This is a genomic window from Streptomyces sp. NPDC001904, assembly GCF_040297005.1.
In the GTDB taxonomy this organism is placed as follows: Bacteria; Actinomycetota; Actinomycetes; order Streptomycetales; family Streptomycetaceae; genus Streptomyces.
In genome coordinates, this window is sequence record NZ_JBEOYI010000004.1 from 282,169 (window position 1) to 307,523 (window position 25,355).

The following is a 25,355-nucleotide window of genomic DNA, read 5'->3' on the forward strand; positions in this document are numbered from 1 at the left end:
AATCAAACGGACAGGCCGGCGGTGGGAGGGAGCGGACGTCATGGATGAACACAAGGAGTCACTTCGTGTGGGCGCGGCCGTCCGGCGCCGCCGCCGGACGCTGGAGCTGACGCTGTCCGCCGTCGCCGAGCGCAGCGGTCTGTCGGTCCCCTTCCTCAGCCAGGTGGAGAACGAGCGGGCGCGGCCCAGCCGCCGCTCCCTGGAGAAGGTCGCCGACGCCCTCGGCACCACCGCCGTCGAACTGCTCGCCGCCGCCGACCCGGCCCGCACCGTCGATCTGGTCCGCGCCGACGACACCGACGTCGAGGAGGACTCGGCGGGCGGCGTCGTGCGGTCCCTGGTGCGCGGGCACCACCAGATGCACGCCCAGGAGTTCGTGGGGGACCACGACCCGGGCCGCGAGTTCCAGCTGCGCAACGACGTGCTGATGCATGTCACCGAGGGCGCCGTCGAGGTGGAGGCGGAGGGCCGCGCGTACCGTCTCGTGCGCGGCGACACCCTGTATCTGACCGGTGGCGTACGGCACCGCTGGCGGGCGACCGTGCCGGACGCGCGGGTGCTCGTGGTGGCCGTCGCCGAGCACATCGAGGCGGTCGACGAGCCCGGGCCCAAGTAGGGCCGGGGCCGTGCGCGTCGTCTCCCTCGTGCCGTCCCTGACCGAGGCGGTCGCCGTCACGCTGCCCGGTGTCCTCGTCGGCGCCACCGACTGGTGCACCCACCCCGCGGGGCTGGACGCGACCCGGATCGGCGGCACCAAGAACCCCGACGTCCCGGCCGTCGTCGCGCTCCGCCCCGACCTGGTCGTCGCCAACGAGGAGGAGAACCGCGCGCCCGACCTCGCCGCCCTGCGCGCCGCCGGGATCGAGGTCCTGGTCACCGAGGTGCGCACGCTGCCGCAGGCGACGGCGGAGCTGGACCGGGTGCTGCGCGCGTGCGGGGTGCCGTCCCGGCCGCGCTGGCTCGACGACGCCGAGGCGGCCTGGGCCGCCCTCGCTCCGCCCGCCCGCCGCATCCGAGCCGTGATCCCCATCTGGCGGCGCCCGTGGATGGTGCTCGGCCGCGACACCTTCGCCGGGGACCTGCTCGCCCGCCTCGGCGTCGACAACGTGTACGCGGACCACGCCGAGCGCTACCCGCGCGTCCCGCTCGACGCCCTGGAGGCCGTGGAAAAAGACGTGGTGGTGCTGCCCGACGAGCCGCACCGTTTCACCGCCGACGACGGACCGGAGGCCTTCACGGCGCCGTCGGCGCTGGTCAGCGGCCGCCATCTCACGTGGTACGGACCGTCGTTGGGACAGGCGCCGGAGGTGCTCGGCCGGGAGCTGGGGGAGCGGTGAGCAAACGGCGCTACGTGGCACGGGGTGTGCCGGGCGGCTACCGGGTCTGGGACAACCGGGGCCACCGCTGGTGGGGCGACCACTACGAGCTGTGCCCCGACGACCTGCTGACCGAGCTCAACGGAGCGGCGGACCAGGACCGGATCACCGCGCTGCTCAAGCGCTACCGCGCCCTGAGGCGCTGACCGTCACGCGCGCGGGCGGCGCGAGCAGCCGCCCGTCGAGCAGGCCCCGGACCGTCCGGACCGACGCCACCGCCCAGGCCGCGACCAGGGCCGCGTACAGCACGAGCGCGAGCCCGTCGAACACGGCGAGACCCGTGTGCCTGCCCAGGCCCTCCGCGCCGGTGACACAGGTCCCGACGGGGAACGTGAACGCCCACCACGTCATCGCGAACCCCATCCCCTCGCGCCGCGCCCGCACCACCATCGCCACGGCGAGCGCCAGCCACAGCAGCGCGAACCCCATCACCGGCACCCCGTACAGCACCGCGAACACCGTGAAGCCCTGCGCGTACGAGGCCGGGAGCACGCCGGCCGCGACGTCGGCGAACTTGTCGGCGGCCGTCGTCGACTGGCCCAGCGGGCCGAGGACGAGGAAGAGGGTCGGGGTGAGCGCCAGCGGCAGCGGACCCGTCGTGACCAGCCGGGCGAAGATCACCGGCAGCATGACCAGCGTCGCCAGCAGGCTGAGCCCGAACATCGCGTAGCAGGCGAGGAGGAAGGACTCCCGCCACGGCCCGGCCGGCAGGTGCGGCACCAGCAGCGGGCCGACCGCCGCCGACACCATCGGCGCGACCACGGGCAGCAGCCACACCGGTGACGCCTGCCCCGGCTCGATCCGGTGCCGTACGACCATCAGGTACGGGATCGTGACGGCGGCGGCGAGCCCGACGGCGGTACCCGCCACGAACAGCACGGTGTCGACCGCCACGGCGGCGCCGGGGCCGATCCAGTCCTGGCCGACGAGCAGCGTCCCGGCGCCGACCGCGAGCAGCGCCATCGACAGACAGCCGTAGAAGGGCGCCACCGCCGGGTCGAGGAGATGGGCCCGGGCCTGGTCGCGGTGGTGCGTCCAGTGCAGCGCCCGCGCGGTCAGCACCGCCGCCAGCAGGACGCACGACAGCGCCCAGACCACCGTGCAGCCGGTGCGCAGACCCGGGAACCCGGCCGGCAGTGTGGCGCCCGCGTTGGCGACGATCGCGGTGCCCATGACGGCCGCGTACCAGTTGGGCCCGAGATGGCGGACGGCGATCACACGGCTGGAGGGGCCGGCGGGGCCGGAGCGGACGCCGGTGGCGGGGACGGAGCGGGGCTGGGCGGCAGTGACCATGCCTTCACGATGCGCCGACCGACCGCCCCCCACCAGGGACGTTCCCTGTATGAGGGCATAACCTGGCCTTATGGGCGAGGAACGGCAGAGGCGGCAGGAGCAGCAGATCCCCGGGCGCGAGTCCCCGCCCGGGCTGCTCGCCCACCGTGTTCCCGACCTCGGCGCGCTCGAACTGCTCCTCGCCGTGGCGCGCCTGGGCAGCCTCGGCGCCGCCGCGCGGGAGCTGGGCATCACCCAGCCCGCGGCCAGCAGCCGGATCCGCTCCATGGAGCGCCAGCTCGGCCTGGCCCTGGTCGACCGTTCCCCGCGCGGCTCCCGGCTGACCGGCACCGGCGCACTGGTCACGGACTGGGCGCGGCGGATCGTGGCGGCGGCGGAGGAGTTCGACGCGGGCGCGCAGGCGCTGCGGGACCGCCGGGACTCGCGTCTCACCGTGGCGGCGAGCATGACGATCGCCGAGTACCTGCTGCCGCGCTGGCTCCTCGCGCTGCGGGCCGCACGGCCCGACACGGCGGTCTCGCTGCTGGCCGGGAACTCGGCGGTGGTCGCGGAGCGGCTGCTGGCCGGCGAGGCGGACCTGGGGTTCGTCGAGGGCCTCACCGTCCCGGCGGGCCTGGACTCGACGGTGATCGCCCACGACCGGCTGATCGTGGTGACCGCCCCCAGCCATCCCTGGTCGCGTCGCCGCAAGCCGCTGACGCCGAACGAGCTGGCCGCGACCGCGCTCATCCTCCGCGAGGAGGGCTCGGGCACCCGGCAGGTCCTCGACGCCGCCCTGGGCGGCCTGGCCCGCCCGCTGATCGAACTCTCCTCGACGACGGCGGTGAAGGCCGCGGCGGTGAGCGGCGCGGGCCCCTCGGTCCTCAGCGAACTGGCGGTCGGCGAGGAGCTGACCGCCCGCCGCCTGGTCGAGATCCCGCTGGACGCCGCCCCGCTGACCCGTGCCCTGCGCGCCGTCTGGCCCACCGGCCACCGGCCGACGGGACCGGCCCGGGACCTGCTGGGACTGACCCGGACGGGCTGACGGCCTGTCGTCTTCTCCGGCAGGACTCAGAAGCCGTGCGGGGTGCCCGCGGCGCGCACCAGACCCTCCGTGACGCGCTTGTCCTCACCCATCTCGGGGTGCCACTGCACCCCGATCACCCAGGACATGCCGGGCAGCTCGACGGCCTCGACGGTGCCGTCCGCCGCGTGCGCGGAGGCGACGAGGCCCCGGCCCAGACGGTCCACCGCCTGATGGTGATAGGTCGGCACGTCGGACGGCTCCGGCACCAGATCCCCGTACCGCGTGCCCGGCACCGGCGTCACCGTGTGCCGGCCGAAGACACCGGTCTCCTCGACGTGGCCGTCGATGTGCTGGGTGAGCGTGCCTCCGAGCGCGACGTTCAGCAACTGCATCCCGCGGCAGACGCCGAGGAGCGGCGTCCCCGAGGTCAACGCGGCGCGGATCAGGGCGAGTTCCCAGGTGTCGCGCTCCTCGGCGGACGGGCCGGTGCGCGGATCGCGCTCGGCCTTGTACCGCTCCGGGGCCACGTCGGGGCCGCCCGCGATGATCAGCCCGTCCAGCCGGGCCACCACCGAGGGCGCGTGCTTCGCGTCGTCCGGCGGCACCGTCGCGGCGAGCCCGCCGGAGGACTGCACCAGCTGCGGGTAACCGGCGGGCAGGAGGGTCGCGGGCATCTCCCACACCCCCCAACTGGCCTTCTTCTCCAGGTAGGTGCTGATGCCGATCAGCGGCCTGCTCACCATGGTGCTGCGCTCCCGACCTCTGTTGTGCGACAGGGACACCAGAGATTACGAGATCGCCGCGCCGCACACCGGGACGTTCAGTATGCGGTCACCGGGGCCGGTTCCAATGGAATGGATCCGGACCTTTCGGGGTCGCGGGCCCGTTCAGGCCAGGAAGCCGCGCAGCAGCGCCGCCGTGCCCGCGCAGTGCTCGCGCATCGCCGCCCGCGCGCCGTCCGCGTCCCCGTCGAGCACGGCCTCCACGACGGCCGTGTGCTGACGCTGGGAGTGCTCCAGGTTCCGCACCAGCAGCGGGATGCAGTCGAGCAGGTCGTTCACGCTCGCGCGCACCGCCGCGTAACTCCCCGCCAGTGTCGGCGAACCGGACAGCTCGGCGAGGGTGAGATGCAGCAGCGTGTCCTGGCGGCGGTAGTCCGCGAGCGGCGCGTCACGGGTGTGCGCGAGCGCGGCGCGCAGCCGCCGGGCACGGGCGTCGTCGAGTCCGTGGTCCGCGCACAGGCCGGCCGCCCCGACCTCCAGGACCTCGCGGAAGCGCAGCACGTCCTCGATGTCCACGTCCCGGATCCGGCGCCGCAGCTCGTCCTCGCCGCCCGCCTCGGGGCGCGGCAGTACGAACGTGCCGCCGTACCGGCCGCGCCGCGCCGCCACGAGCCCCTGGTCCTGGAGGACCTTCAGCACCTCGCGCAGCGTCACCCGGCTGATCGCGAGACGCTCCGCCAACTCCCGCTCCGACGGCAGCCGTTCACCGGCCGGCACCAGACCGAGCCGGACCACCTGGAGGATCTGCTCCAGGGCCTCCTCGAAGCCGTTGCCCGCCCGCACCGGGCGCAGCACCGTCGCCAGCCCCCCGTCCGTATCCGTGCGCGACATGAGCCCTGGTCCCCTTCCCAACCAATGGTTTCACCCCATACCTTATGGCGCATCGGCTCATGGCGGACCCGAGGAGGCCTTTCCCGTGGCAGACCGCACACCACCGCTCTCCGTCGAGGGACTGCGCGCCCTCGTCGCGAGCGGAGAGATCGACACCGTCGTCCTGGCCTTCCCCGACATGCAGGGACGGCTCCAGGGCAAGCGGTTCGCCGCCCCCTTCTTCCTCGACGAGGTCCTGGAGCACGGCACGGAGGGCTGCAACTACCTCCTCGCGGTCGACGCCGAGATGAACACCGTCGACGGCTACGCGATGTCGTCCTGGGAGCGCGGCTACGGCGACTTCGCCATGCACCCCGACCTCGCCACCCTGCGCCGCGTCCCCTGGAACGCGGGGACGGCGATGCTCGTCGCCGACCTCGCCTGGGACGACGGCACCCCCGTCGTCGCCGCGCCCCGCCAGATCCTGCGCCGCCAGCTGGACCGGCTCGCCGCGCTCGGACTCACCGCCCAGACGGGCACCGAGCTGGAGTTCATCGTCTTCAAGGACACCTACGAGCAGGCCTGGGACGCGAACTACCGGGGCCTGACCCCGGCCAACCAGTACAACATCGACTACTCGGTCCTCGGCACCGGCCGCGTCGAGCCCCTGCTGCGCCGGATCCGCAACGAGATGGCGGGCGCGGGCCTCACCGTCGAGTCCGCCAAGGGGGAGTGCAACCCCGGCCAGCACGAGATCGCCTTCCGCTACGACGAGGCCCTCGTCACCTGCGACCAGCACGCGATCTACAAGACGGGCGCCAAGGAGATCGCCGCCCAGGAGGGTGTCTCGCTCACCTTCATGGCCAAGTACAACGAGCGCGAGGGCAACTCCTGCCACATCCACCTCTCCCTCGCCGACGCGGACGGCGCCAACGCCATGGCCGACGGCCGCGAGATGTCGCCGCTCATGCGCCGCTTCCTCGCCGGACAGCTCGCCGCGCTGCGCGACTTCTCCCTGCTCTACGCGCCGCACATCAACTCCTACAAGCGGTTCCAGCCGGGCTCCTTCGCCCCGACCGCCGTCGCCTGGGGCCACGACAACCGCACCTGCGCCCTCCGCGTCGTCGGCCACGGCCGCTCGCTGAGGTTCGAGAACCGGCTGCCCGGCGGCGACGTCAACCCCTACCTCGCCGTCGCGGGCCTCGTCGCCGCGGGCCTCTACGGCGTCGAGCACGAGCTGGACCTCCCCGACGCCTGCGCGGGCAACGCCTACGCCGCCGACTACGCGCACGTCCCCACCACCCTGCGCGAGGCCGCCGAGCTGTGGGAGAACAGCCCGATCGCCAAGGCCGCGTTCGGCGACGAGGTCGTCGCCCACTACCGCAACATGGCGCGGGTCGAACTCGACGCGTTCGACGCCGCGGTGACCGACTGGGAGCTGCGCCGCTCCTTCGAACGCATGTGAGGAACCCCCTGTGCTCGAGGTACTGAACCCGGCGACGGAAGAGGTCGTCGCGACCGTGCCCGACGCCGACGCCGCCGACGTCGACCGTGCCGTCGCCCGCGCCGTCCTCGCCCAGCGCGCCTGGGCCGCGACCGCCCCCGCCGACCGCGCCCGCCTGCTGCGCCGCTTCGCCGACACCGTCGACCGGCACCTGGAGGAACTGGCGCGGCTGGAGGTCCGCGAGGCCGGACACCTCATCGGCAACGCCCGCTGGGAGGCGGGCAACGTACGGGACCTGCTCGATTACGCGGCCGGCGGCGCCGAGCGCCTCAACGGCGCGCAGATCCCGGCCCCCGGCGGCTGGAACGTCACCTTCCACGAACCGCTCGGCGTCGTCGGCGTCATCGCCCCCTGGAACTTCCCGATGCCGATCGCCGCCTGGGGCACGGCCCCCGCCCTCGCGGCCGGCAACGCGGTCGTCCTCAAACCCGCCGAGACCACCCCGCTCACCGCGCTGCGCCTGGCCGAGCTCGCCCTGGAGGCGGGCCTCCCCGAGGGCCTCCTCCAGGTCCTGCCGGGGCACGGGAACGTCGCGGGCCGCGCCCTCGTCGACCACCCGGACGTCGCGAAGATCGTCTTCACCGGGTCGACCCGCACCGGCCGCGAGATCATGGAGCGGTGCGCCGCCCTGGTCAAGCCGGTCACGCTCGAACTCGGCGGCAAGAGCCCCAACGTCGTCTTCGCGGACGCGGACCTGACGAAGGCCCTCGACCCCTTCTCGTTCCTCGACAACTCCGGCCAGGACTGCTGCGCCCGCACCCGCATCCTCGTCCAGGAGACGGTGTACGAGGAGGCCGCGGCGCTGCTCACCGACGCGCTCGGCGCCGTCGTCGTGGGCGACCCGCTCGACGAGAAGACACAGATGGGCCCGCTGATCTCCCGCGGGCAGCTCGACCGGGTCAGGGGCTTCGTGCCCGACTCCGCCCCCGGCATCCGGGGCACCGCGCCCACCGGGCCGGGCTTCTGGTTCCCGCCGACCGTGCTGACCGCGGAGGCCGCCGACGCGCCCGCGGCCGTGGAGGAGATCTTCGGGCCCGTCGCGGTCCTGCTGCCCTTCACCGACGAGGCGGACGCGCTCCGGCTCGCCAACGCCACCCCGTACGGCCTCGCCGGTTCGGTCTGGACCCGCGACCTGGGCCGCGCCCTGCGCGTGTCGGGCGCCGTCCGCGCCGGGAACCTGTCCGTCAACTCGCACTCCGCCGTGCGCTACTGGACCCCGTTCGGCGGCGTCAAGCAGTCCGGCCTCGGCCGCGAACTGGGCCCCGACGCCCTCACCGCCTTCACCGAGACCAAGAACGTCTTCATCAGCACCGAGAGCACGGAGGGCCCCGCACAGTGACCGAAGAGAACATCTGCCGCCGCCTGGTCGGCCGCACCGCCGTCATCACCGGCGCGGGCAGCGGCATCGGCCTCGCCACCGCCCACCGGCTCGCCTCCGAGGGCGCGCACGTCGTCTGCGGCGACATCGACGAGAACGCCGGCAAGAAGGCGGCACAGGCCGTCGGCGGGACCTTCGTCCAGGTCGACGTCACCGACGCCGAACAGGTCGAGGCCCTCTTCAGGACGGCGTTCGAGACCTACGGCTCCGTCGACGTCGCCTTCAACAACGCGGGCATCTCACCGCCCGACGACGACTCGATCCTCGACACGGGCCTGGAGGCGTGGAAGCGCGTCCAGGACGTCAACCTCACCTCCGTGTACCTGTGCTGCAAGGCCGCCCTCCCCTACATGCGGCGCCAGGGCAAGGGCTCCATCATCAACACCGCGTCGTTCGTGGCCCGGATGGGCGCGGCCACCTCCCAGATCTCCTACACCGCGTCCAAGGGCGGCGTCCTCGCCATGTCCCGCGAACTCGGCGTGCAGTTCGCCCGCGAGGGGATCCGGGTCAACGCCCTGTGCCCCGGCCCGGTCGACACCCCGCTGCTGCGGGAGCTGTTCGCGAAGGACCCGGAGCGCGCGGCCCGCCGCCTCGTGCACATCCCGGTCGGCCGGTTCGCCGCGGCCGAGGAGATCGCGGCCGCCGTCGCCTTCCTGGCCAGCGACGACGCCTCGTTCGTCAACGCCACCGACTTCCTGGTGGACGGCGGGATCGCGGGCGCCTACGTCACGCCTCTGTAGGGGACCCTCGGGGGAGGTGTACGGTCCCCAGGCATGCGTAACAGAAATGTTTCCGCGTGGACTTCGGCCGTGGTCACCGCTCTGGTGGCCACGGCTCTCGTCTCTCCTGCGGCCGCCGCCACGTCCGCCCCCACCACCGATCGCGCCTGCCCGCAGCTGTCGAAGAAGCTGCCCTGGTACGGCGACAACCGGGCGAAGCTCCAGCGCATGATCGACGAGCGCGGGAGCTGCGAGGGCCACCACGGCCCGCGCCCCGTCGCCGCGTTCGACTGGGACAACACCGTCGCCAAGAACGACGTCACCGACGCCACCATCGCCTGGTCCCTCAAGCACGACAAGATCCTGCGCCCCGCGAGCTGGAAGAAGACCAGCAAGTGGCTGACGGACGACGCCGACAAGGCGCTCACCGCCGCCTGCGGCACCGACGTCCCCGTGGGCGCCCCGCTGCCCACCTCCACCGACACCGACTGCACGGACGAGATCTTCAACATCCGCGAGTCCGGAAAGACCATGAGCGGCGCCGCGGCCTTCGCGGGCGACTGGAACCACCGCCGCACCGTGCCCCAGTACGCCTGGGTGCCGCAGCTGTTCGCCGGCCACACGGTGCCCGAGCTGGAGTCGTACGCGGCCGCCGCCCGCACGGAGGCCCTCGCCGCGCCCGTCGGCGCGACCCAGACGCTCGGCACCCACACCATCCCCGGCTACGTCCGCTACTACGCGCAGCAGCGCGACCTCATCCGCACGCTCCAGAGGGCCGGCTTCGACGTCTACATCGTGTCGGCCGGGTCCGAACCCGTCACCGAGGTGTGGTCACGGGGCGTCGGCATCGACCGCGACCACACCATCGCCATCCGCTCGGTGCTCGACCGCAAGGGCCGCATCACCACGTACAACGAGGGCTGCGGCGGCACCGGCCGCACCCGGGGCGAGGCCATCCCGTACATCGACGGCAAACGCTGCTGGATCAACCAGGACATCTACGGGATCAAGGGCAAGGCCGCCTGGCACCGGCAGAGCTGGAACGAGCGCATCGCCCTCGGCGGCGGTGACGCCGACACCGACGTGACCTTCGTCGGCGACGCCACCGGCGCCCACCTCGTGCTCAACCGGAACAAGAACGAGATCATGTGCCGCGCCTACGACGACGCCGACGGACGCTGGGTCGCCAATCCCATGTTCATCGAGCCGCTGCCGCAGAAGACCGGTACGTACCCGTGCTCGACGGCCGCGTACAACAAGCCGGAGGGCGGCTTCGGCCCGCTCCTGCGCGACGACGGCTCGGTCGTGCCGGACCAGGTGGACGCCGTCCACTGATCCCGGGACACCGGGGCCGCGGCGCACCCGCCGCGGCCCCGGCCCTCCTCACAGGAACGTGTAGCCCTCACCGCGGTACGTCGGCACCGTCTCCGTCACGGTGTCCCCGGACACCAGGTGCAGCACCTCGAACCGCTCGCACAGCTCCCCGGCCTTCGCGTGCCGGAACCACACCTTGTCGCCGATGAGCAGATCGTCGGCGACGGAGCCGAGCAGCGGCGTCTGCACCTCGCCCGGTCCCTCCTGCCCGTCGTAGCGCAGCCCCTCCGGCAGGTACGGCACCGGCAGCCGGTCCGGCCCCGCCGCGCCGGACGCCGGATAGCCGCCGCCGAGCACCGTGACCACACCGACGCCGGGCCTGCGCACCACCGGCTGCGCGAACAGCGCGGCCGGACGCCCGCTGAACGAGGTGTAGTTGTCGAAGAGCCGCGGCACGTAGAGCCCCGACCCGGCCGCGATCTCGGTGACGGCGTCCTCGGCGGCCGTGTGCTGCACACTGCCCGTGCCGCCGCCGTTGACGAACTCCAGGTCGGGCGCCACCGCCCGCACCGCGCGCACCACCGCGGCGCGCCGCGCCGCCAGCTCCCGGCGCGCGGCCCCCTGCATCAGCCGGATGGCCCGGGACCGTACCGGCCGCCCCGCCACCGCGTCGCCGACCCCGGCCACATGACCCTCGTACGCCATGATCCCCACCAGCCGGAACCCCGGCCGCCTGGCCACGACCCGTGCCAGGTCGGCGAGTTGGGACGGCGTGCGCAGCGGCGAGCGCAGCGCCCCCACCCGCACCCGGCCGCCCAGCGCCCGCAGCGACGTGTCGAGTTCGAGGCAGACCCGGATCTCCTCGCGGCCGCCGTCCCGGGCGTCGTCGATCAGCCGCAACTGCGCGGGATCGTCGATCATCACGGTCACCGCGGCGGCCAGCTTCGGATCGTGTGCCAGCTCCGCGAACCCGGCGCGGTCCGCCGACGGGTACGCGAGCAGCACGTCCTCGAACCCCGACCGCGCCAGCCACACCGACTCGGCCAGCGTGAACGACATGATGCCGGCGAACCCCTCGCGCGCCAGCACCCGTTCGAGCAGGGCGCGGCAGCGTACGGACTTGCTGGCCACCCGGATCGGCTTGCCCGCCGCGCGCCGCACCAGATCGGCGGCGTTCGCGTCGAAGGCGTCCAGGTCGACGATGGCCACGGGGGCGTCGAGGTGGGCGGTGGCCCGGTCGAAGCGGGCGCGATCGGCTGCACGGGGTGTCATGTCCGAAGCCTGCCAGACTCGATTACCGCAGGGTAGGGGGATGTTCCGGGCAGATCGGCCGGGTGTGCGGACTGCGTCCTGCCCTACCCGGTTCCGCCCGTTAGAGTGACGCGCACGCAGGCTGAGGAAACGGGGAGGCATGAGTACGGAAGCCGGTCGCGTTCCTCCGCGCCCCTCAGTGCCACCGCGCCCCCCGGTCCCGCCGCGCGCCGCGCAGCCCTCCGGACCCGAACTCCCGCCCGAGGTCCCCCCGTTGCCGCCGACTCCACCCCCACCACCTCCGTCGGCCCGCTTCCCCGACACCCCACCGCCGGGCGGGCCGGGCCCCGTCAGGGGCGCGGGGAACGGCGCGACCGGCCACAGTGCACCCGCACCCGGGCGCGCGCCCGCGCACCCCGGCCCCCTCCCCCCGGAGATCCCGGCCGCCCTGATCACCGAGACGACCACCCGCCTGCGCCCGGTCCCGCCCGCGCCGCCACGGCCCCCCGTGCCCCCGCAGGCGGCACCCCCGCGCAGACCCATCGGCACGGTCGACCTCACCCCCGTCCCGGGCACGGCCGGCAGACCCTTCGTACGGTTCGCGCCACCCGAGCACTACGACGACCGCACCACCAGGCTGCGCCCCATCGGCGCCCGCCTCGCCCCGCGCGTCGCCGCGGCCGCCGCCTGCCTGGTGCTCGGCCTCGGCCTCATCGGCGGCGCCGCCACCGGCTCCCTGCTCACCGGCGACGACGGCGACGGCACCGTCTCCGCGCACACCGCCTACACCCGCGCGGGGGAGCTGTGGCACAGCATCCCCGCCGACCAGCTCTTCCCGCGCACCCTCAAGGGCGAGGGCGCGGGCCCCGGCGGCGCCGACCGCACCTGGACCCGGATCGCCGTGGCCCCCGACACCACCTGCGCCAAGGCCTTCGACCCGCTCCTGCACAAGGCGCTGAGCTCCGTCGGCTGTCTGCGGCTGCTGCGCGCCACGTACACCGACGCCACCCAGAGCAACGTCACCACCGTCGGCCTGCTGTTCACCAGGGCCGACCAGGAGGCGACCCAGGCGCTGCGCACCCGCTTCACCGACCAGGGCCTCGACCGCCGCGCCGACCTCATGCCGCGCCCGTACCCCGCCAAGGGCACCGCCGCCGCGGATTTCGGCGACGCCCAGCGCGCGTCCTGGACCCTCAACGTGCTGACCGACGCCCCGGTCGTGGTCTACGCGGTCTCCGGCTTCGCCGACGGCCGGACCGTCTCCGATCCGCAGCCCGCCGCCGACGCCATGAAGTCCGGCGCCACCACGGCCCCCGCCCAGGCCGGCCTGGGCAACGAGGCGCAGGGCATCGCCGACCGGATAGAACGCGGCCTGCGCAAAGCGGTCCAGAAGCAGTCCACGGAGCAGCCGTCATGAACCGCCGCCGCACCCTCGCCGCCCTCACGACGGCGGCGGCCCTCGTCCTGGTCCCCGCCACCGCCGCGCACGCCGACTCGATCCGCGCCCAGCAGTGGGGCCTCGACGCCCTGCACACCCAGGAGGCGTGGCGCACCACGAAGGGCAAGGGCATCACCGTCGCGGTCCTGGACACCGGCGTCGACGACCGGCACCCGGACCTCAAGGGCAACGTCGCCGCCGGCAAGGACTTCATCGGCTTCGGCGCGCAGCGCGGCGACCGCCCCTGGGCCCGCCACGGCACCGCCATCGCCGGCGTCATCGCGGGACACGGCCACGGCAAGGACCACGGCGACGGGGTCATGGGCGTGGCACCCGAGGCGACGATCCTCCCGGTCCGCGTGATCCTGGAGGACGGCGACCCGGACCGCGCCAAGGCCCGCGAGAGCCGGGGCGACGCGCTGGCCGACGGCATCCGCTGGGCCGCCGACCACGGCGCCGACGTCATCAACCTCTCGCTCGGCGACGACTCGTCCACCGCCCACGCGGAGGCGAGCGAGGACAACGCCATCCAGTACGCGCTGAAGAAGGGCGTCTCCGTCGTCGCCTCCGCGGGCAACGGCGGTGAGAAGGGCGATCACATCTCCTACCCGGCCGCCTACCCCGGCGTCATCACCGCCACGGCCGTCGACTCGACCGGCTCGCGCGCCTCGTTCTCCACCCGCCGCTGGTACGCCACGGTCGCCGCGCCGGGCCGCGGCATCGTCACCCCCGACCCCGACCACAAGTACTACGCGGCCTGGGGCACCAGCGCCGCCTCCGCGTTCGCCTCCGGCGCCGTCGCGCTGATCCGCGCCGCGCACCCGGGGCTGAGCCCCGCCCAGATCAAGAAGCTCGTCGAGGACACCGCCCAGGACCCGCCCTCCGGCGGCCGCGACGACTCGCGCGGCTTCGGCATGATCGACCCGGCGGCGGCCATCACCGCGGCGCGCAAGCTGAAGCCCGAGGGCCTGAAGCCGGCCGCGTACGGCAAGCGGTACTTCGGTACCGGCCCGGCCGGCCCCGACGACACGGGCCAGGCCACCTGGGTCGGCCTGGTCGCCGGCGGCCTGGGCGTCGTCCTGCTGGGCACCGCCGTCTACCTGTGGCGCAGCCACCGCCTCACGCGTCGCCGCCGCTGAGCACCGGCACCGCTGCCTTCGCCACGGACTCCACGAGATCGATCCCGGCGTCCTTGGTGGCGTTCCCGGCGGAGACCACGGCGACGAGGTACCGCTTCCCGCCGACGGTCACCCGCCCGATGCTGTTGATGTCCCACAGCTCGGTGGTGCTCCGCCGCAGCCACCCGTTCTTCAGCGCGACCCCGTCCCGGCCGCGGCCGGCCGCCGCCGAGACGCCCCACCGCTGATCGGACTCGACGTTCTCCATCAGCCCCTGGACGTACGCGCGTGCGTCCGCTTCCAGGACGGGGGCGTCTCCGGTGCCGAACACCTGCTGGAGCAGCACGAGCTGATCGGCCGCCGTGGTCTGGGTCAGCCCCCACAGCGGTCCGTCGCCGCCCCTGGTCCCGGTCAGCCCGAGCCGTTCGTTGGCGGCGTCGAGTCCGTCCGCCCCGCCGATCGTCTCCCACAGCGCGGTGGTGGCGGAGTTGTCGCTGTTCTGGATCATCGCGACCGCGTAGGCCTTCTCCTGGGCGGTCAGCGAGCGGCCGTCGTCCTGCGCCCGGAGCATCAGGGCGGCCAGCACGTCCACCTTCACGATGCTCGCGGTGTCGTACGTCGCGCTGTCGTCGGTGGCGTACGCGGCCCGGGTGCCGGCCGACACGTCGAGGACGGCGACGGAGAAGGACCCGTCCAGCCCGTCCAGGGCCTCGGCGAGGCCGGCGTCCAAGTCCGCGGCGGGCGGGGGCGAGGACGAGGCGGAGGGTGACGACGGCACGGAGGAGCCCCCTTCTGCTGCGGACGTCTGCGACACCAGCGCGGTCGCGTCGTGCGCCTGCGCCTTCACGTAGACCGTAGTGGCGGCGGTGCCGCTCAGGAGCACCGTGGAGGCGACGGCCGCGTACAGCAGGGGCCTGCGGCGGGCCGCGGCCGACCGCCGGCGACGGGAACCGGGAGACATGCGGCCGATGGTCCGCCCCGGTCCTGTGGGGACCATGGGGCCGGGCCCAGGGTCCGCTGAGAATGCGGTGCCCCGTCCTCGGTAGGCTCGGTGAACGTGGCGAACAAGAACATTCCCGACCCCGGCTTCTCCGACGACGACGGCTCGGCGGACCCCCGCCTGACCGAGGCCCTGGCCGCCTGGTCGGCCGACCGCACGGCCCACGGCCCGGTCCTCGAGGCTCTGAAGGGCGCCCGGCTCCTGGTGCCGGTGGTCGCGGTTCTCGGCGAGGTCGAGGAGGACGAGAACGGTCTGCGCCGCGAGAAGACGTCCGACATGGCGGTGCCGACCCTGAAGGCCGGCCGGCGCACCGCGCTCCCCGCCTTCACGTCCACCGCGTCCCTGGCCCTGTGGGACCCCGAGGCCCGCCCGGTCGCCGTCCCCCTGCACCAGGCGCTCCAGGCCGCCGCCCACGAGAAGGCCGACACCGTCGTCCTCGACCTCGCGGGCCCGGTGGCCTACGAGCTGACGGGCCCGGCCCTGTACGCGCTGGCCGAGGGCCGCACCACGGCGGACCCGCTGGCCGATCCGGCGGTCCGGGACGCGGTGCGCGCGGCGGTCGCGGCGCAGCCGGCCGTGGCCCGCGCCCACCTGGGCCCGGGCCAGGCGGACGGCACGCTGGCCCTGGTCCTCGACGCGGATGCCGACGTGCAGAGCGCGGCGCGGGCGGTGGCCGCCGCCATCGCCGCCGACGAAACACTGAGGGCCCGCCTCACGAAGGGCCTCGACCTGGCACTGCTGCCGGCCGGGGCCGCTCTCGCGGGCGAGCCCTTGTACGTACGTGACTGAGCGGGCGGCCTAGCCGTAGACGGCGCCCGTGTACTTCTCGCCGGGGCCCTGACCGGGCTCGTCCGGCACGATCGACGCCTCGCGGAACGCCAGCTGGAGCGACTTCAGACCGTCCCGCAGCGGTGCCGCGTGGAAGGACGAGATCTCGGTCGCGCTGCCGTCGAGCAGCCCGGCGAGGGCGTGGATCAGCTTCCGCGCCTCGTCCAGGTCCTTGTGGGCGTCGCCCTCCTCGGTGAGGCCCAGCTTCACCGCGGCGGCGCTCATCAGGTTGACCGCCACCGTCACGATGACCTCGACGGCGGGCACCTCGGCGATGTCGCGGGTCAGCGCGTCGTAGTCGGGGGAGTCGGGGGACTCGGGGGAATCAGCCGAAGGGGCTGCGGGGATGGCGTCACTCATGGGCCCCACGATAAGCCGCCGCCCACTCGGTTGGGCGCACCCCCCAGGAGCTGCTAACCTTGTGTAACGACCGGCCGGACACCTGCGTGCTCCGGCCCACAAGTGGAGGCTCCGATCTCCCACCTGGCCGTCCGTACAGGACGGCGGGTCACCGGTCAGACGGTCCCCATCGTTCCGTACGGACGATGGAGCCGTCCGACAGCGCGCCCCGCGGTTCACCGTGGCGGTGCTCCGGTAGTTCTTGGAGCCCCCCATGTGTACCGTCCGGGGCATTTTTTGTGCTTCGACGCGGTTGGTACTTACGTAACAGACGTTACGCGGCGGTCCGCCAGGCCGTCGTGTGGTGCTACCGAGGAGGATCCATCAGCGCCGAGCCCCGCATCAACGACCGGATTCGCGTTCCCGAAGTGCGACTTGTCGGTCCCAGCGGCGAGCAGGTCGGGATTGTTCCGCTTGCCAAGGCCCTTGAGCTTGCTCAGGAGTACGACCTCGACCTGGTCGAGGTGGCGGCGAACGCCCGTCCGCCCGTCTGCAAGCTCATGGACTACGGGAAGTTCAAGTACGAGTCGGCCATGAAGGCCCGTGAGGCGCGCAAGAACCAGGCGCACACGGTCATCAAGGAGATGAAGCTCCGGCCGAAGATCGACCCGCACGACTATGACACCAAGAAGGGTCACGTCGTCCGGTTCCTCAAGCAGGGTGACAAGGTCAAGATCACGATCATGTTCCGTGGTCGTGAGCAGTCCCGGCCGGAGCTCGGCTACCGACTGCTGCAGCGCCTTGCGAACGACGTCGAGGACCTCGGTTTCGTCGAGTCGAACCCGAAGCAGGACGGCCGGAACATGATCATGGTTCTCGGTCCGCACAAGAAGAAGACCGAGGCCATGGCCGAGGCCCGCGAGGCGCAGGCCGCCCGCAAGGCCGACGCGAAGGCCAACCCGGGCAAGTCGCAGAACGCGGCCGAGAACGAGGCCGACGCCGAGGTCGAGGTCGAGGTCGAGGTCGAGGTCGAGACCCCCGCCGAGGCTCCGGCCGAGGCATGATCCGTCGGCACACCGCCTGTGTGCTCCGGATAACCAACTGACACAACTGACGTTCCCCCGCGGCCGGTTCGCGCCCATGGCACGGACCGGCCGGGAACGCCACTGACGAGGAGAGAACGGCGCTATGCCGAAGAACAAGTCGCACAGCGGTGCCAGCAAGCGCTTCAAGATCACCGGCTCCGGCAAGGTGCTCCGTGAGCGCGCCGGCAAGCGCCACCTGCTCGAGCACAAGTCGTCCCGTGTGACGCGTCGCCTCACCGGCAACGCGGAGATGGCCCCGGGCGACGCCGCGAAGATCAAGAAGCTTCTCGGCAAGTGATGCGGCGGCGCCAGCGCGCCACGCACAGCTAAACCGGGACTATTCGAATTCGGGTCGGGTGACGACAACCCCGGCCCCGCTACAAGGAGTTAAAAAGTGGCACGCGTCAAGCGCGCGGTAAACGCGCACAAGAAGCGTCGGGCGATCCTCGAGCAGGCCAGCGGCTACCGCGGTCAGCGTTCGCGTCTGTACCGCAAGGCCAAGGAGCAGGTCACCCACTCCCTGGTCTACAACTACAACGACCGCAAGAAGCGCAAGGGCGACTTCCGTCAGCTGTGGATCCAGCGCATCAACGCCGCTGCCCGCCAGAACGGCATGACGTACAACCGCCTCATCCAGGGTCTGAAGGCCGCCAACATCGAGGTGGACCGCAAGATCCTCGCCGAGCTGGCCGTCAACGACATCAACGCGTTCGCCGCGCTGGTCGAGGTTGCGCAGAAGGCCCTCCCGGCCGACGTCAACGCGCCGAAGGCTGCCGCCTGATCGCTCCGCTGAGCCGGACGTGACATTCGGACCCGCAAGCTTGCCGCTTGCGGGTCCGACTGCGTTCCGGTCTCGTCTGCCATCGTCTGTCGTGTGCCGTGTGCGGACCGGTCGTGACCGGTCGCGCAGTTCCCCGCGCCCCTTCGGGGCGCTTCCTCCCCAGGTGAGTTGTCATGGTTGCTGTTCCTGAGCTGATCTCTCCCAAGTCGTCCCGCGTCTCGGCCGCCCGGCGACTGGGCAAGCGGAACTTCCGGAGCAAGGAGCGGCTGTTCCTCGCCGAGGGGCCGCAGGCCGTGCGGGAGGCCGCCGCGCACGGCGGGCTCGTGGAGATGTTCGCGACCGTCGAGGCCGCGGAGCGCTACGCCGACATCGTGGGGGAGGCCCGGCAGGCCGGCGCCCGGGTGCACCTCGCGGACGAGGGCGTCATCGCCGACATCTCGACGACCGTGACCCCGCAGGGCCTGGTCGGTGTCTGCCGTTTCCTGGACACCCCCTTCGAGGAGATCCTCGCCGCGCGGCCCCAGCTGGTCGCCGTGCTGGCGCACGTCCGCGACCCCGGGAACGCCGGGACCGTCCTGCGCTGCGCCGACGCGGCGGGCGCCGAGGCGGTGGTCCTCACCGACGCCTCCGTGGACCTGTACAACCCCAAGGCCGTACGGGCCTCCGTGGGATCGCTGTTCCATCTGCCGGTCGCCGTGGGCGTCCCCGTCGAGCAGGCCGTCGCCGGGCTCAAGGGCGTCGGCGTGCGCATCCTCGCCGCCGACGGCGCGGGCGAGGACGACCTCGACGACGAGCTCGACCAGGGCACCATGGGCTCCCCGACCGCCTGGGTCTTCGGGAACGAGGCGTGGGGGCTGCCCGAGGAGACCCGCGCGCTCGCCGACGCCGTCGTACGCGTCCCCATCCACGGCAAGGCCGAGAGCCTCAACCTCGCGACGGCCGCCGCGGTGTGCCTGTACGCCTCCGCCCGTGCACAGCGTGCCTCCGGAGGGTGCCGTTCCGTCACGGCCAGCTAGTAGGGTGACCACCTCGGGCCTGCTCCTGGACGGGGACGAGAGGTGGGATACGGGGAGATGAGCGTCGTCGGCACGAGCGGCTCGCGAGGAGCGCGGGGACGGTGGGGACCCGCCGCGCCCCGAAGCGCCCGGGACGATTTCGTCGGCCTCGGTGGGCTCGACGTGGACCCCGACGATCTGCCCGACGGACTCGTCGTCGCCGACGAGAGCGGCCACGTCGTCTGCTTCAACACGGCGGCGGAGCGGATCACCGCCGTGCCCAGGGAGCGGGCCATCGGCTCGCCGCTGGAGCGCGCGCTGCCCCTGGAGGACCTGGAGGGCCGGCGCTGGTGGCAGCTGACCGACCCCTACGGCGGACTCGCCACCCGTATCGGCCAGCCCGAGCGCAATCTGCTGCTGCCCGGGGGCCGGGAGGTCCTGGTCACCGCCCGCTACGTGCGGGGCAGGCCCACCGGGCCCGTGCGCCGCGTCGTCGTCTCGATCCGCGACACCGAGGCCCGGCGCCGCACCGAGCGCAGCCACGCCGAGCTGATCGCCACCGTCGCGCACGAGCTGCGCTCGCCGCTCACCTCGGTCAAGGGGTTCACCGCCACCCTGCTCGCGAAGTGGGAGCGGTTCACCGACGAGCAGAAGCGGCTGATGCTGGAGACCGTCGACGCCGACGCCAACCGGGTGACACGGCTGATCGCCGAACTGCTCGACATCTCCCGGATCGACTCCGGACGGCTCGAACTGCGCCGCCAGCCCGTCGACATCGCCGCCGCCGTCTCCCGGCACATCCAGGCCCATGTCGCCGCCGGTCAGGCCGCCGACCGGTTCCTGCTGCGGGTCACCCGGCCGCTGCCCGATCTGTGGGCGGATCCGGACAAGGTCGACCAGGTGCTCAGCAACCTTCTGGAAAACGCCGTGCGGCACGGCGAGGGAACCGTCACGATGGACATCGAGCCCGCGCCAGCAGGCACCTCGGTCACCGTGAGCGACGAGGGCCCCGGCATCCCGGAGGAGTCCATGAACCGCGTCTTCACCCGCTTCTGGCGGGGCAGCAAGCGCGGTGGCACCGGTCTGGGGCTCTACATCGTCAAGGGCATCGTGGAAGCACACGGCGGCACGATCACGGTCGGGCGGGCGCCCGGCGGCGGAGCCGAGTTCCGATTTACGTTGCCCGTGGCGACGCCCGCGTATCTCACCAGCTGAGCGCAGGCCCACCACGGGCGCATCCGCACACGTCACCCCCGTTAGACTCGTCCTTTGGCACGTTTGCGTCTCCGCCACTCGACGGCCGTCGAACGCGTCTGCGGGACCTTCAGCCACGCCAATCGGAAGCACGGGAAGAGATGTCGGCACCGAACAAGTCGTACGACCCTGTCGAGGTCGAGGCACTGAAACCGGAAGAGATCGAGCGCGTCCGGGACGAGGCGCTCGCCGCCTTCGCCGCCGCGGACTCGCTCGAGGCGCTTCAGGAGGCCAAGGTCGCGCACACCGGCGGCACCTCGCCGCTGTCGCTCGCCAACCGCGAGATCGGCGCGCTGCCCCCGCAGGCCAAGGCCGCGGCCGGCAAGCTCGTCGGCCAGGCCCGCGCCGCCGTCGGCCGGGGCCTCGCCGCCCGCCAGGAGGAGCTGGAGGCCGAGCGCGACGCGCGCGTCCTGGTCGAGGAGGCCGTGGACGTCACGCTGCCCTACGACCGCACGCCCGCCGGTGCCCGGCACCCGCTGACCACCATGATGGAGCGGGTCGCGGACGTCTTCGTGTCCATGGGATACGAGATCGCCGAGGGCCCCGAGGTCGAGGCCGAGTGGTTCAACTTCGACGCCCTCAACTTCACGCCGGACCACCCGGCGCGGCAGATGCAGGACACCTTCTTCGTCGCCGGTCCCGAGGGCCGCGAGAAGACCGTCGGCGACGAGTCCGGCGTCGTGCTGCGCACCCACACCTCCCCGGTGCAGGCCCGCTCGCTGCTCGACCGGGAACCGCCCGTCTACGTCGTCTGCCCCGGCCGCGTCTACCGCACCGACGAGCTCGACGCCACGCACACCCCGGTCTTCCACCAGATCGAGCTGCTCGCCGTGGACGAGGGCCTCACCATGGCCGACCTCAAGGGCACCCTGGACCACATGGTCCAGGCGCTCTTCGGCGACGGCATGAAGACCCGGCTTCGGCCGAACTACTTCCCGTTCACCGAGCCGTCCGCCGAGATGGACATGGTCTGCTACGTGTGCCGCGGCGAGTCCGTCGGCAACCCGGACCGGCCGTGCCGCACCTGCGGCAGCGAGGGCTGGATCGAGCTGGGCGGCTGCGGCATGGTCAACCCGCGCGTGCTGACCGCGTGCGGCGTCGACCCCGAGAAGTACAGCGGATTCGCCTTCGGGTTCGGCATCGAGCGAATGCTGATGTTCCGCCACAACGTCGAAGACATGCGAGACATGGTCGAGGGTGACGTCCGGTTCACCCGGCCGTTCGGGATGGAGATCTGATGCGGGTCCCGCTTTCCTGGCTGCGGGAGTACGTCGATCTCCCCGCCACCGAGACCGGCCGTGACGTGCAGGCCAAGCTGGTCGGCGTCGGGCTCGAAGTCGAGACCGTCGAGCAGCTCGGCGCCGACCTCAAGGGCCCCCTCGTCGTCGGCCAGGTGCTGACCATCGAGGAGCTGGAGGGCTTCAAGAAGCCGATCCGCTTCTGCACCGTCGACGTCGGCACCGCCAACGGCACGGGCGAGCCGCAGGAGATCGTCTGCGGCGCCCGCAACTTCGCGGTCGGCGACAAGGTCGTCGTCGTGCTGCCCGGCGCCGAGCTGCCCGGCGGCTTCGCGATCGCCGCGCGCAAGACGTACGGCAAGACCTCGCACGGCATGATCTGCTCCACCGACGAGCTCGGCATGGGCGACGACGGCACGCACGGCATCATCGTGCTGCCGCCGGAGCACGAGGCCGGCACCGACGCCATCGCGCTCCTCGAGCTGGTGGACGAGGTCCTGGACATCGCCGTCACGCCCGACCGCGGCTACTGCCTGTCGCTGCGCGGCATCGCCCGCGAGACCGCCATCGCCTACGGCCTGCCGCTGCGCGATCCGGCCCTCCTGGACGTGCCCGCGCCGAACGCACACGGCTACCCGGTCAAGGTCGCCGACCCGATGGCGTGCGACCGCTTCACCGCGCGCACCGTCACGGGGCTGCGCCCCGAGGCCCGCTCGCCGATCTGGCTGCAGCGCCGCCTGCAGAAGGCCGGCATGCGGCCGATCTCGCTCGCCGTGGACGTCACGAACTACGTGATGCTGGAGCTGGGCCAGCCCCTGCACGCGTACGACCGTTCCCTCGTCCAGGGCACGATCGGCGTGCGCCGGGCGGAGCAGGGCGAGAAGCTCACCACCCTCGACGGCACCAAGCGCACCCTCGACGCCGAGGACCTGGTCATCGTCGACGACCGCGGCCCGATCGGCCTCGCCGGTGTCATGGGCGGGGCCGACACCGAGATCGGCGATCACGAGGAGGGCGCCGGGACCACCGACGTCGTCATCGAGGCCGCGCACTTCGACGCGATCACGATCGCCCGCGCCGCGCGCCGCCACAAGCTGTCCTCCGAGGCCGCCAAGCGCTTCGAGCGCGGCGTCGACCCGCAGGCCACGTCGGCCGCCGCCCAGCGCGTCGTCGACCTGCTGGTGCTGCTCGCGGGCGGCACCGCCGAGGAGGGCGTCACCGAGGTCATCGCCCCGGGCGCCCCCCGCACCCTCACCATCCCGGCCGACCACCCGGACAAGGTCGCGGGCGTGGCCTACGGCCGGGAGACCGTCGTGCGCCGCCTCCAGGAGGTCGGCTGCGACGTCTACGGGCAGGACGAGCTGGTCGTCTCGGTGCCGTCCTGGCGCCCCGACCTGACCGACCCGAACGACCTGGCCGAAGAGGTCATCCGGCTGGAGGGCTACGAGAACCTGCCCTCGACCCTGCCGAAGCCCCCGGCCGGCCGGGGGCTGACCGAGCGCCAGCGGACGCACCGCCGCGTCGGCCGCGCGCTCGCCGGTGCCGGTTACGTCGAGGCCCTGAACTACCCGTTCATCGGGCAGGCCGTCCTCGACCAGCTGGGCCTGGCCGCCGACGACCCGCGCCGGACCACCGTCGAGCTGGTCAACCCGCTCTCCGACGAGGAGCCCTCGCTCCGTACGACGCTGCTGCCGGGCCTGCTCGGCGCGCTGCGCCGCAACGACGGACGCGGCAGCCACGACCTGGCGCTCTTCGAGACCGGCCTGGTCTTCCGGCCGACCGGCGACGAGCACAAGGCCGTCCGGCTGCCCGTCGACCGGCGTCCCACGGAAGCGGAGATCGCCGAGCTGACCAGCGCGCTGCCGGCCCAGCCGCGCCGCGTCGCCGTCGTCCTCGCGGGCGCCCGCGAGCAGGCCGGCTGGTGGGGCAAGGGTCACCCGTCGACCTGGGCCGACGCCGTCGAGGCCGCGCGGATCGTCGCGCGGGAGGCCAATGTCCAGCTCGCCGTCGACCAGGACCAGCACGAGCCGTGGCACCCGGGCCGCTGCGCCGCGCTGTACGTGATCATCGACGGGGTGAAGACCCTCGCCGGTCACGCCGGTGAGCTGCACCCGCGCGTCGTCAAGGCGTTCGGACTGCCCGCCCGCACCAGCGCGATGGAGCTCGACCTGGACCTCCTGGAGCGGGCGAGCGACGGTTCCGTCGAGGCGCCGCGCATCTCCACGTTCCCGGTGGCCACCCAGGACGTCGCGCTCGTCGTCGACAAGGCCGTCCCGGCCGCCGCCGTGGAGCACTCCCTGCGCGTCGGCGCCGGCGAACTCCTGGAGGGCATCCGCCTGTTCGACGTGTACGAGAACGCGGAGCAGCTCGGCGAGGGCAAGAAGTCCCTCGCGTACGCGCTGCGCTTCCGCGCCGGCGACCGCACCCTGACGGTCGAGGAGGCCAGCGCCGCCCGCGACGCGGCGGTCGGCCAGGCCGCCGAGAGCACGGGCGCGGTGCTGCGCGGAGCGTAACGGCGCAGGCAGCACGCTCGTGAGGGGCGCACCCGGTTCACCGGGTGCGCCCCTCACTCGTTCGGGTGAGGTATCGCGGTGATCCCGCCCGGGCGCCACGGCAGGTCGCAAGAATCATTGCGGCCGCCGGGCCGACCGGTGAGCCCGCTGAACAGGGCCTAGGGGGCCGTCGGCATGATGCGTTCCGAGACCAGGGGGTCCACCCGAGTCTTCGCCACCACCCTGCGCAGACGGCTCGCCCGGGCCGTCCGCGCCCGCCCCCGACGGTTCCGGCGGGTGCTGATACTGGGGCTGCCCACCGTCTGGGGCGCCGTCGCCATCGCGTACAAGTTCGCCTGCCCGCTCGCCCAGCAGACCGGCCTGGGCGCGCGGATCGTCAGCAGCGCCGTCTTCTTCGTCGTGGGCACCGGGCTGATACTCCACGCACGCCACGGCCTGCTGCGGGAGCTCCGGGAGATGCGGGCGGTCGCGGGGGCCGCCCAGTCCGTGCTGCTGCGACCGCTGCCGCCGCGGCTCGACGGGCTCGCGCTCGCCGCGGGCCGGCTCTCCGCCGACCGGGGAGCCAGCGTCGGCGGCGACCTGTACGACGTCGCGGCCACCGAGCACGGTGTACGGATCGTCATGGGCGACGTCCGCGGACACGGCCTCGCCGCGCTCGCCACCGTCGGCGCCGTCCTCGGCAGCTTCCGCGAGGCCGCCCACGACGAGAGCGAACTCGGCGGTGTGCTGCGGCGGCTGGAGCGCGCCCACGCCCGGCATCTGCGCCAGCGCTCACGCGACGAACATCCCGCCGCCGGGGGCGCCGAGCCCGAGAACCCGCTCGCCGAGGAGTTCGTGACCGTCCTGCTCCTGGAGATCCGGCAGGACGGCGCCGTGCTCGCGCTCAACTGCGGTCATCCCTGGCCGTACCTGCTGCGCCCGGGTGCGGCGCGCCGCGTCGAGCAACTGAGCGCAGGCGATCCGATGCCGCCCCTCGGCCCGTTCCCGCTGCCGCCCGAGCTGGCGCCGGAGCGGTGCGGGCGGGTCCTGCCGGGGGAGGGCCTGCTGCTGCACACCGACGGCATCGAGGACGCCCGCGACGCGCGCGGCCGGTTCTTCCCGTTCCAGGACGCGCTCGGCGAGACCCTGCGGCACAGGACCGTCGTCCCGACCACCGTGGTGCACACCGTGTACGCCCGGCTGCTGCGGCACATCGGCGGCCCGCCCGGCGACGACGCGGCGATGCTGGTGCTGCGCAACGACCGCAGTCGGGTTCCGGTCCAGCACGGGGACCCCCTGGGGCGCACCGTGCACAAGGTTCCCTGACCCCACCGCCTCTCGGGGGTGCGCCGCC

Annotated in this window: 25 protein-coding genes; 19 read left to right on the plus strand and 6 right to left on the minus strand. The window is 73.2% G+C overall.

Annotation, left to right across the window (positions count from 1 at the left end; genetic code table 11):
* Nucleotides 1-40 precede the first annotated feature (40 nt).
* From ABT127_RS08350 to ABT127_RS08360, 3 genes are read left to right on the plus strand one after another with little or no spacing between them, the layout of a single operon-like run.
* On the plus strand, nucleotides 41-616 hold the full coding sequence (locus ABT127_RS08350; protein ID WP_351445898.1) for a helix-turn-helix domain-containing protein: 576 nt from the start codon (nucleotides 41-43) through the stop codon (nucleotides 614-616).
* Nucleotides 617-626: 10 nt separating this feature from the next.
* Nucleotides 627-1,337, plus strand: a complete 711-nt coding sequence (locus ABT127_RS08355; RefSeq protein ID WP_351445900.1) for a helical backbone metal receptor — start codon at nucleotides 627-629, stop codon at nucleotides 1,335-1,337.
* Nucleotides 1,334-1,522 (plus strand): hypothetical protein, encoded by a 189-nt coding sequence (locus tag ABT127_RS08360; protein ID WP_351445902.1) that lies wholly within the window; start codon nucleotides 1,334-1,336, stop codon nucleotides 1,520-1,522. The genes ABT127_RS08355 and ABT127_RS08360 overlap by 4 nt, the downstream gene beginning before the upstream one ends.
* On the opposite strand, the gene ABT127_RS08365 is transcribed toward ABT127_RS08360, so the two are convergent.
* Nucleotides 1,494-2,669, minus strand: coding sequence for a TDT family transporter (locus ABT127_RS08365; RefSeq protein ID WP_351445904.1), 1,176 nt, complete (start codon nucleotides 2,667-2,669; stop codon nucleotides 1,494-1,496). The genes ABT127_RS08360 and ABT127_RS08365 overlap by 29 nt on opposite strands.
* A 70-nt stretch (nucleotides 2,670-2,739) precedes the next feature.
* Between ABT127_RS08365 and ABT127_RS08370 the strand changes: the two genes are divergently transcribed.
* Entirely contained in the window at nucleotides 2,740-3,693 is a 954-nt protein-coding gene (locus ABT127_RS08370; protein ID WP_351445906.1) for a LysR family transcriptional regulator, read from the plus strand.
* 26 nt (nucleotides 3,694-3,719) lie between these two features.
* Here the strand turns inward: ABT127_RS08370 and ABT127_RS08375 are convergent, their stop codons facing one another.
* Together ABT127_RS08375 and ABT127_RS08380 are read right to left on the minus strand one after the other, a co-directional pair.
* The gene (locus ABT127_RS08375) at nucleotides 3,720-4,418 is read right to left on the minus strand and encodes a gamma-glutamyl-gamma-aminobutyrate hydrolase family protein (protein ID WP_351445907.1); all 699 of its coding nucleotides are present in this window, start codon (nucleotides 4,416-4,418) and stop codon (nucleotides 3,720-3,722) included.
* Nucleotides 4,419-4,562: 144 nt separating this feature from the next.
* On the minus strand, nucleotides 4,563-5,288 hold the full coding sequence (locus ABT127_RS08380; protein ID WP_351445909.1) for a FadR/GntR family transcriptional regulator: 726 nt from the start codon (nucleotides 5,286-5,288) through the stop codon (nucleotides 4,563-4,565).
* Between the two features lie 85 nt (nucleotides 5,289-5,373).
* Here ABT127_RS08380 and ABT127_RS08385 point away from each other — a divergent pair, with 85 nt between their 5' ends.
* The 4 genes from ABT127_RS08385 to ABT127_RS08400 are packed head-to-tail and all read left to right on the plus strand — an operon-like array spanning nucleotide 5,374 to nucleotide 10,203.
* A complete protein-coding gene (locus tag ABT127_RS08385; protein ID WP_351445911.1) occupies nucleotides 5,374-6,732 on the plus strand; it encodes a glutamine synthetase family protein in 1,359 nt (452 codons plus the stop codon).
* Between the two features lie 10 nt (nucleotides 6,733-6,742).
* The gene (locus ABT127_RS08390; protein WP_351445913.1) at nucleotides 6,743-8,110 is read left to right on the plus strand and encodes an aldehyde dehydrogenase family protein; all 1,368 of its coding nucleotides are present in this window, start codon (nucleotides 6,743-6,745) and stop codon (nucleotides 8,108-8,110) included.
* Nucleotides 8,107-8,889: a 3-oxoacyl-ACP reductase gene (locus tag ABT127_RS08395; protein WP_351445915.1), complete on the plus strand. Its 783-nt coding sequence runs from the start codon at nucleotides 8,107-8,109 to the stop codon at nucleotides 8,887-8,889. Before ABT127_RS08390 ends, ABT127_RS08395 begins: the two co-directional genes overlap by 4 nt.
* A 33-nt stretch (nucleotides 8,890-8,922) precedes the next feature.
* Nucleotides 8,923-10,203: a haloacid dehalogenase-like hydrolase gene (locus tag ABT127_RS08400; RefSeq protein ID WP_351445917.1), complete on the plus strand. Its 1,281-nt coding sequence runs from the start codon at nucleotides 8,923-8,925 to the stop codon at nucleotides 10,201-10,203.
* Between the two features lie 48 nt (nucleotides 10,204-10,251).
* Here ABT127_RS08400 and ABT127_RS08405 read toward each other — a convergent pair whose 3' ends face one another.
* Nucleotides 10,252-11,454, minus strand: coding sequence for an amino acid deaminase/aldolase (locus tag ABT127_RS08405; RefSeq protein ID WP_351445919.1), 1,203 nt, complete (start codon nucleotides 11,452-11,454; stop codon nucleotides 10,252-10,254).
* Between the two features lie 487 nt (nucleotides 11,455-11,941).
* Here ABT127_RS08405 and ABT127_RS08410 point away from each other — a divergent pair, with 487 nt between their 5' ends.
* Nucleotides 11,942-12,850, plus strand: coding sequence for a hypothetical protein (locus ABT127_RS08410; protein WP_351445921.1), 909 nt, complete (start codon nucleotides 11,942-11,944; stop codon nucleotides 12,848-12,850).
* Entirely contained in the window at nucleotides 12,847-14,010 is a 1,164-nt protein-coding gene (mycP, locus tag ABT127_RS08415; RefSeq protein WP_351445923.1) for a type VII secretion-associated serine protease mycosin, read from the plus strand. Before ABT127_RS08410 ends, mycP begins: the two co-directional genes overlap by 4 nt.
* On the opposite strand, the gene ABT127_RS08420 is transcribed toward mycP, so the two are convergent.
* Complete coding sequence (locus tag ABT127_RS08420) at nucleotides 13,991-14,950, minus strand: serine hydrolase (RefSeq protein WP_351445925.1); 960 nt, start codon at nucleotides 14,948-14,950, stop codon at nucleotides 13,991-13,993. The genes mycP and ABT127_RS08420 overlap by 20 nt on opposite strands.
* Nucleotides 14,951-15,046: 96 nt before the next feature.
* Here ABT127_RS08420 and ABT127_RS08425 point away from each other — a divergent pair, with 96 nt between their 5' ends.
* Nucleotides 15,047-15,778 carry an SseB family protein gene (locus ABT127_RS08425; RefSeq protein ID WP_351445927.1) on the plus strand — a complete coding sequence of 244 codons (732 nt, stop codon included), beginning with the start codon at nucleotides 15,047-15,049 and terminating at the stop codon, nucleotides 15,776-15,778.
* Between the two features lie 9 nt (nucleotides 15,779-15,787).
* Here the strand turns inward: ABT127_RS08425 and ABT127_RS08430 are convergent, their stop codons facing one another.
* Nucleotides 15,788-16,177 carry a DUF1844 domain-containing protein gene (locus tag ABT127_RS08430; RefSeq protein ID WP_351445929.1) on the minus strand — a complete coding sequence of 130 codons (390 nt, stop codon included), beginning with the start codon at nucleotides 16,175-16,177 and terminating at the stop codon, nucleotides 15,788-15,790.
* A 338-nt stretch (nucleotides 16,178-16,515) separates the two neighbouring features.
* On the opposite strand from ABT127_RS08430, the gene infC reads away from it, so the two are divergent.
* The 8 genes from infC to ABT127_RS08470 all read left to right on the plus strand — a co-directional run bounded on the left by infC (nucleotide 16,516) and on the right by ABT127_RS08470 (nucleotide 25,327).
* Entirely contained in the window at nucleotides 16,516-17,220 is a 705-nt protein-coding gene (infC, locus tag ABT127_RS08435) for a translation initiation factor IF-3 (protein WP_351445931.1), read from the plus strand.
* A gap of 124 nt (nucleotides 17,221-17,344) precedes the next feature.
* Entirely contained in the window at nucleotides 17,345-17,539 is a 195-nt protein-coding gene (gene rpmI, locus ABT127_RS08440; RefSeq protein WP_003977225.1) for a 50S ribosomal protein L35, read from the plus strand.
* A 96-nt stretch (nucleotides 17,540-17,635) separates the two neighbouring features.
* On the plus strand, nucleotides 17,636-18,022 hold the full coding sequence (gene rplT / locus ABT127_RS08445; RefSeq protein WP_030493496.1) for a 50S ribosomal protein L20: 387 nt from the start codon (nucleotides 17,636-17,638) through the stop codon (nucleotides 18,020-18,022).
* Nucleotides 18,023-18,195: 173 nt separating this feature from the next.
* Complete coding sequence (locus ABT127_RS08450; RefSeq protein ID WP_351445933.1) at nucleotides 18,196-19,038, plus strand: TrmH family RNA methyltransferase; 843 nt, start codon at nucleotides 18,196-18,198, stop codon at nucleotides 19,036-19,038.
* 57 nt (nucleotides 19,039-19,095) lie between these two features.
* Nucleotides 19,096-20,232, plus strand: a complete 1,137-nt coding sequence (locus tag ABT127_RS08455; RefSeq protein WP_351445935.1) for a sensor histidine kinase — start codon at nucleotides 19,096-19,098, stop codon at nucleotides 20,230-20,232.
* 140 nt (nucleotides 20,233-20,372) lie between these two features.
* Complete coding sequence (pheS, locus tag ABT127_RS08460; protein ID WP_351445937.1) at nucleotides 20,373-21,509, plus strand: phenylalanine--tRNA ligase subunit alpha; 1,137 nt, start codon at nucleotides 20,373-20,375, stop codon at nucleotides 21,507-21,509.
* Nucleotides 21,509-24,022 (plus strand): phenylalanine--tRNA ligase subunit beta, encoded by a 2,514-nt coding sequence (pheT, locus tag ABT127_RS08465; RefSeq protein WP_351445939.1) that lies wholly within the window; start codon nucleotides 21,509-21,511, stop codon nucleotides 24,020-24,022. The genes pheS and pheT overlap by 1 nt, the downstream gene beginning before the upstream one ends.
* A gap of 174 nt (nucleotides 24,023-24,196) precedes the next feature.
* Nucleotides 24,197-25,327: a PP2C family protein-serine/threonine phosphatase gene (locus ABT127_RS08470; RefSeq protein ID WP_351445941.1), complete on the plus strand. Its 1,131-nt coding sequence runs from the start codon at nucleotides 24,197-24,199 to the stop codon at nucleotides 25,325-25,327.
* Nucleotides 25,328-25,355: the final 28 nt, after the last annotated feature.

What these genes read in the sequence shown, in the direction of transcription:
- pheT (WP_351445939.1), top strand. Translation starts at nt 21,509, where the DNA reads ATGCGGGTCCCGCTTTCCTGGCTGCGGGAGTACGTCGATCTCCCCGCC.
- ABT127_RS08470 (WP_351445941.1), top strand. Translation starts at nt 24,197, where the DNA reads ATGATGCGTTCCGAGACCAGGGGGTCCACCCGAGTCTTCGCCACCACC.
- ABT127_RS08455 (WP_351445935.1), top strand. Translation starts at nt 19,096, where the DNA reads ATGAGCGTCGTCGGCACGAGCGGCTCGCGAGGAGCGCGGGGACGGTGG.
- ABT127_RS08405 (WP_351445919.1), bottom strand. Translation starts at nt 11,454, where the DNA reads ATGACACCCCGTGCAGCCGATCGCGCCCGCTTCGACCGGGCCACCGCC.
- ABT127_RS08400 (WP_351445917.1), top strand. Translation starts at nt 8,923, where the DNA reads ATGCGTAACAGAAATGTTTCCGCGTGGACTTCGGCCGTGGTCACCGCT.
- ABT127_RS08430 (WP_351445929.1), bottom strand. Translation starts at nt 16,177, where the DNA reads ATGAGTGACGCCATCCCCGCAGCCCCTTCGGCTGATTCCCCCGAGTCC.
- ABT127_RS08350 (WP_351445898.1), top strand. Translation starts at nt 41, where the DNA reads ATGGATGAACACAAGGAGTCACTTCGTGTGGGCGCGGCCGTCCGGCGC.
- ABT127_RS08450 (WP_351445933.1), top strand. Translation starts at nt 18,196, where the DNA reads ATGGTTGCTGTTCCTGAGCTGATCTCTCCCAAGTCGTCCCGCGTCTCG.
- ABT127_RS08370 (WP_351445906.1), top strand. Translation starts at nt 2,740, where the DNA reads ATGGGCGAGGAACGGCAGAGGCGGCAGGAGCAGCAGATCCCCGGGCGC.
- mycP (WP_351445923.1), top strand. Translation starts at nt 12,847, where the DNA reads ATGAACCGCCGCCGCACCCTCGCCGCCCTCACGACGGCGGCGGCCCTC.
- ABT127_RS08375 (WP_351445907.1), bottom strand. Translation starts at nt 4,418, where the DNA reads ATGGTGAGCAGGCCGCTGATCGGCATCAGCACCTACCTGGAGAAGAAG.
- rpmI (WP_003977225.1), top strand. Translation starts at nt 17,345, where the DNA reads ATGCCGAAGAACAAGTCGCACAGCGGTGCCAGCAAGCGCTTCAAGATC.
- pheS (WP_351445937.1), top strand. Translation starts at nt 20,373, where the DNA reads ATGTCGGCACCGAACAAGTCGTACGACCCTGTCGAGGTCGAGGCACTG.
- ABT127_RS08420 (WP_351445925.1), bottom strand. Translation starts at nt 14,950, where the DNA reads ATGTCTCCCGGTTCCCGTCGCCGGCGGTCGGCCGCGGCCCGCCGCAGG.
- ABT127_RS08380 (WP_351445909.1), bottom strand. Translation starts at nt 5,288, where the DNA reads ATGTCGCGCACGGATACGGACGGGGGGCTGGCGACGGTGCTGCGCCCG.
- ABT127_RS08365 (WP_351445904.1), bottom strand. Translation starts at nt 2,669, where the DNA reads ATGGTCACTGCCGCCCAGCCCCGCTCCGTCCCCGCCACCGGCGTCCGC.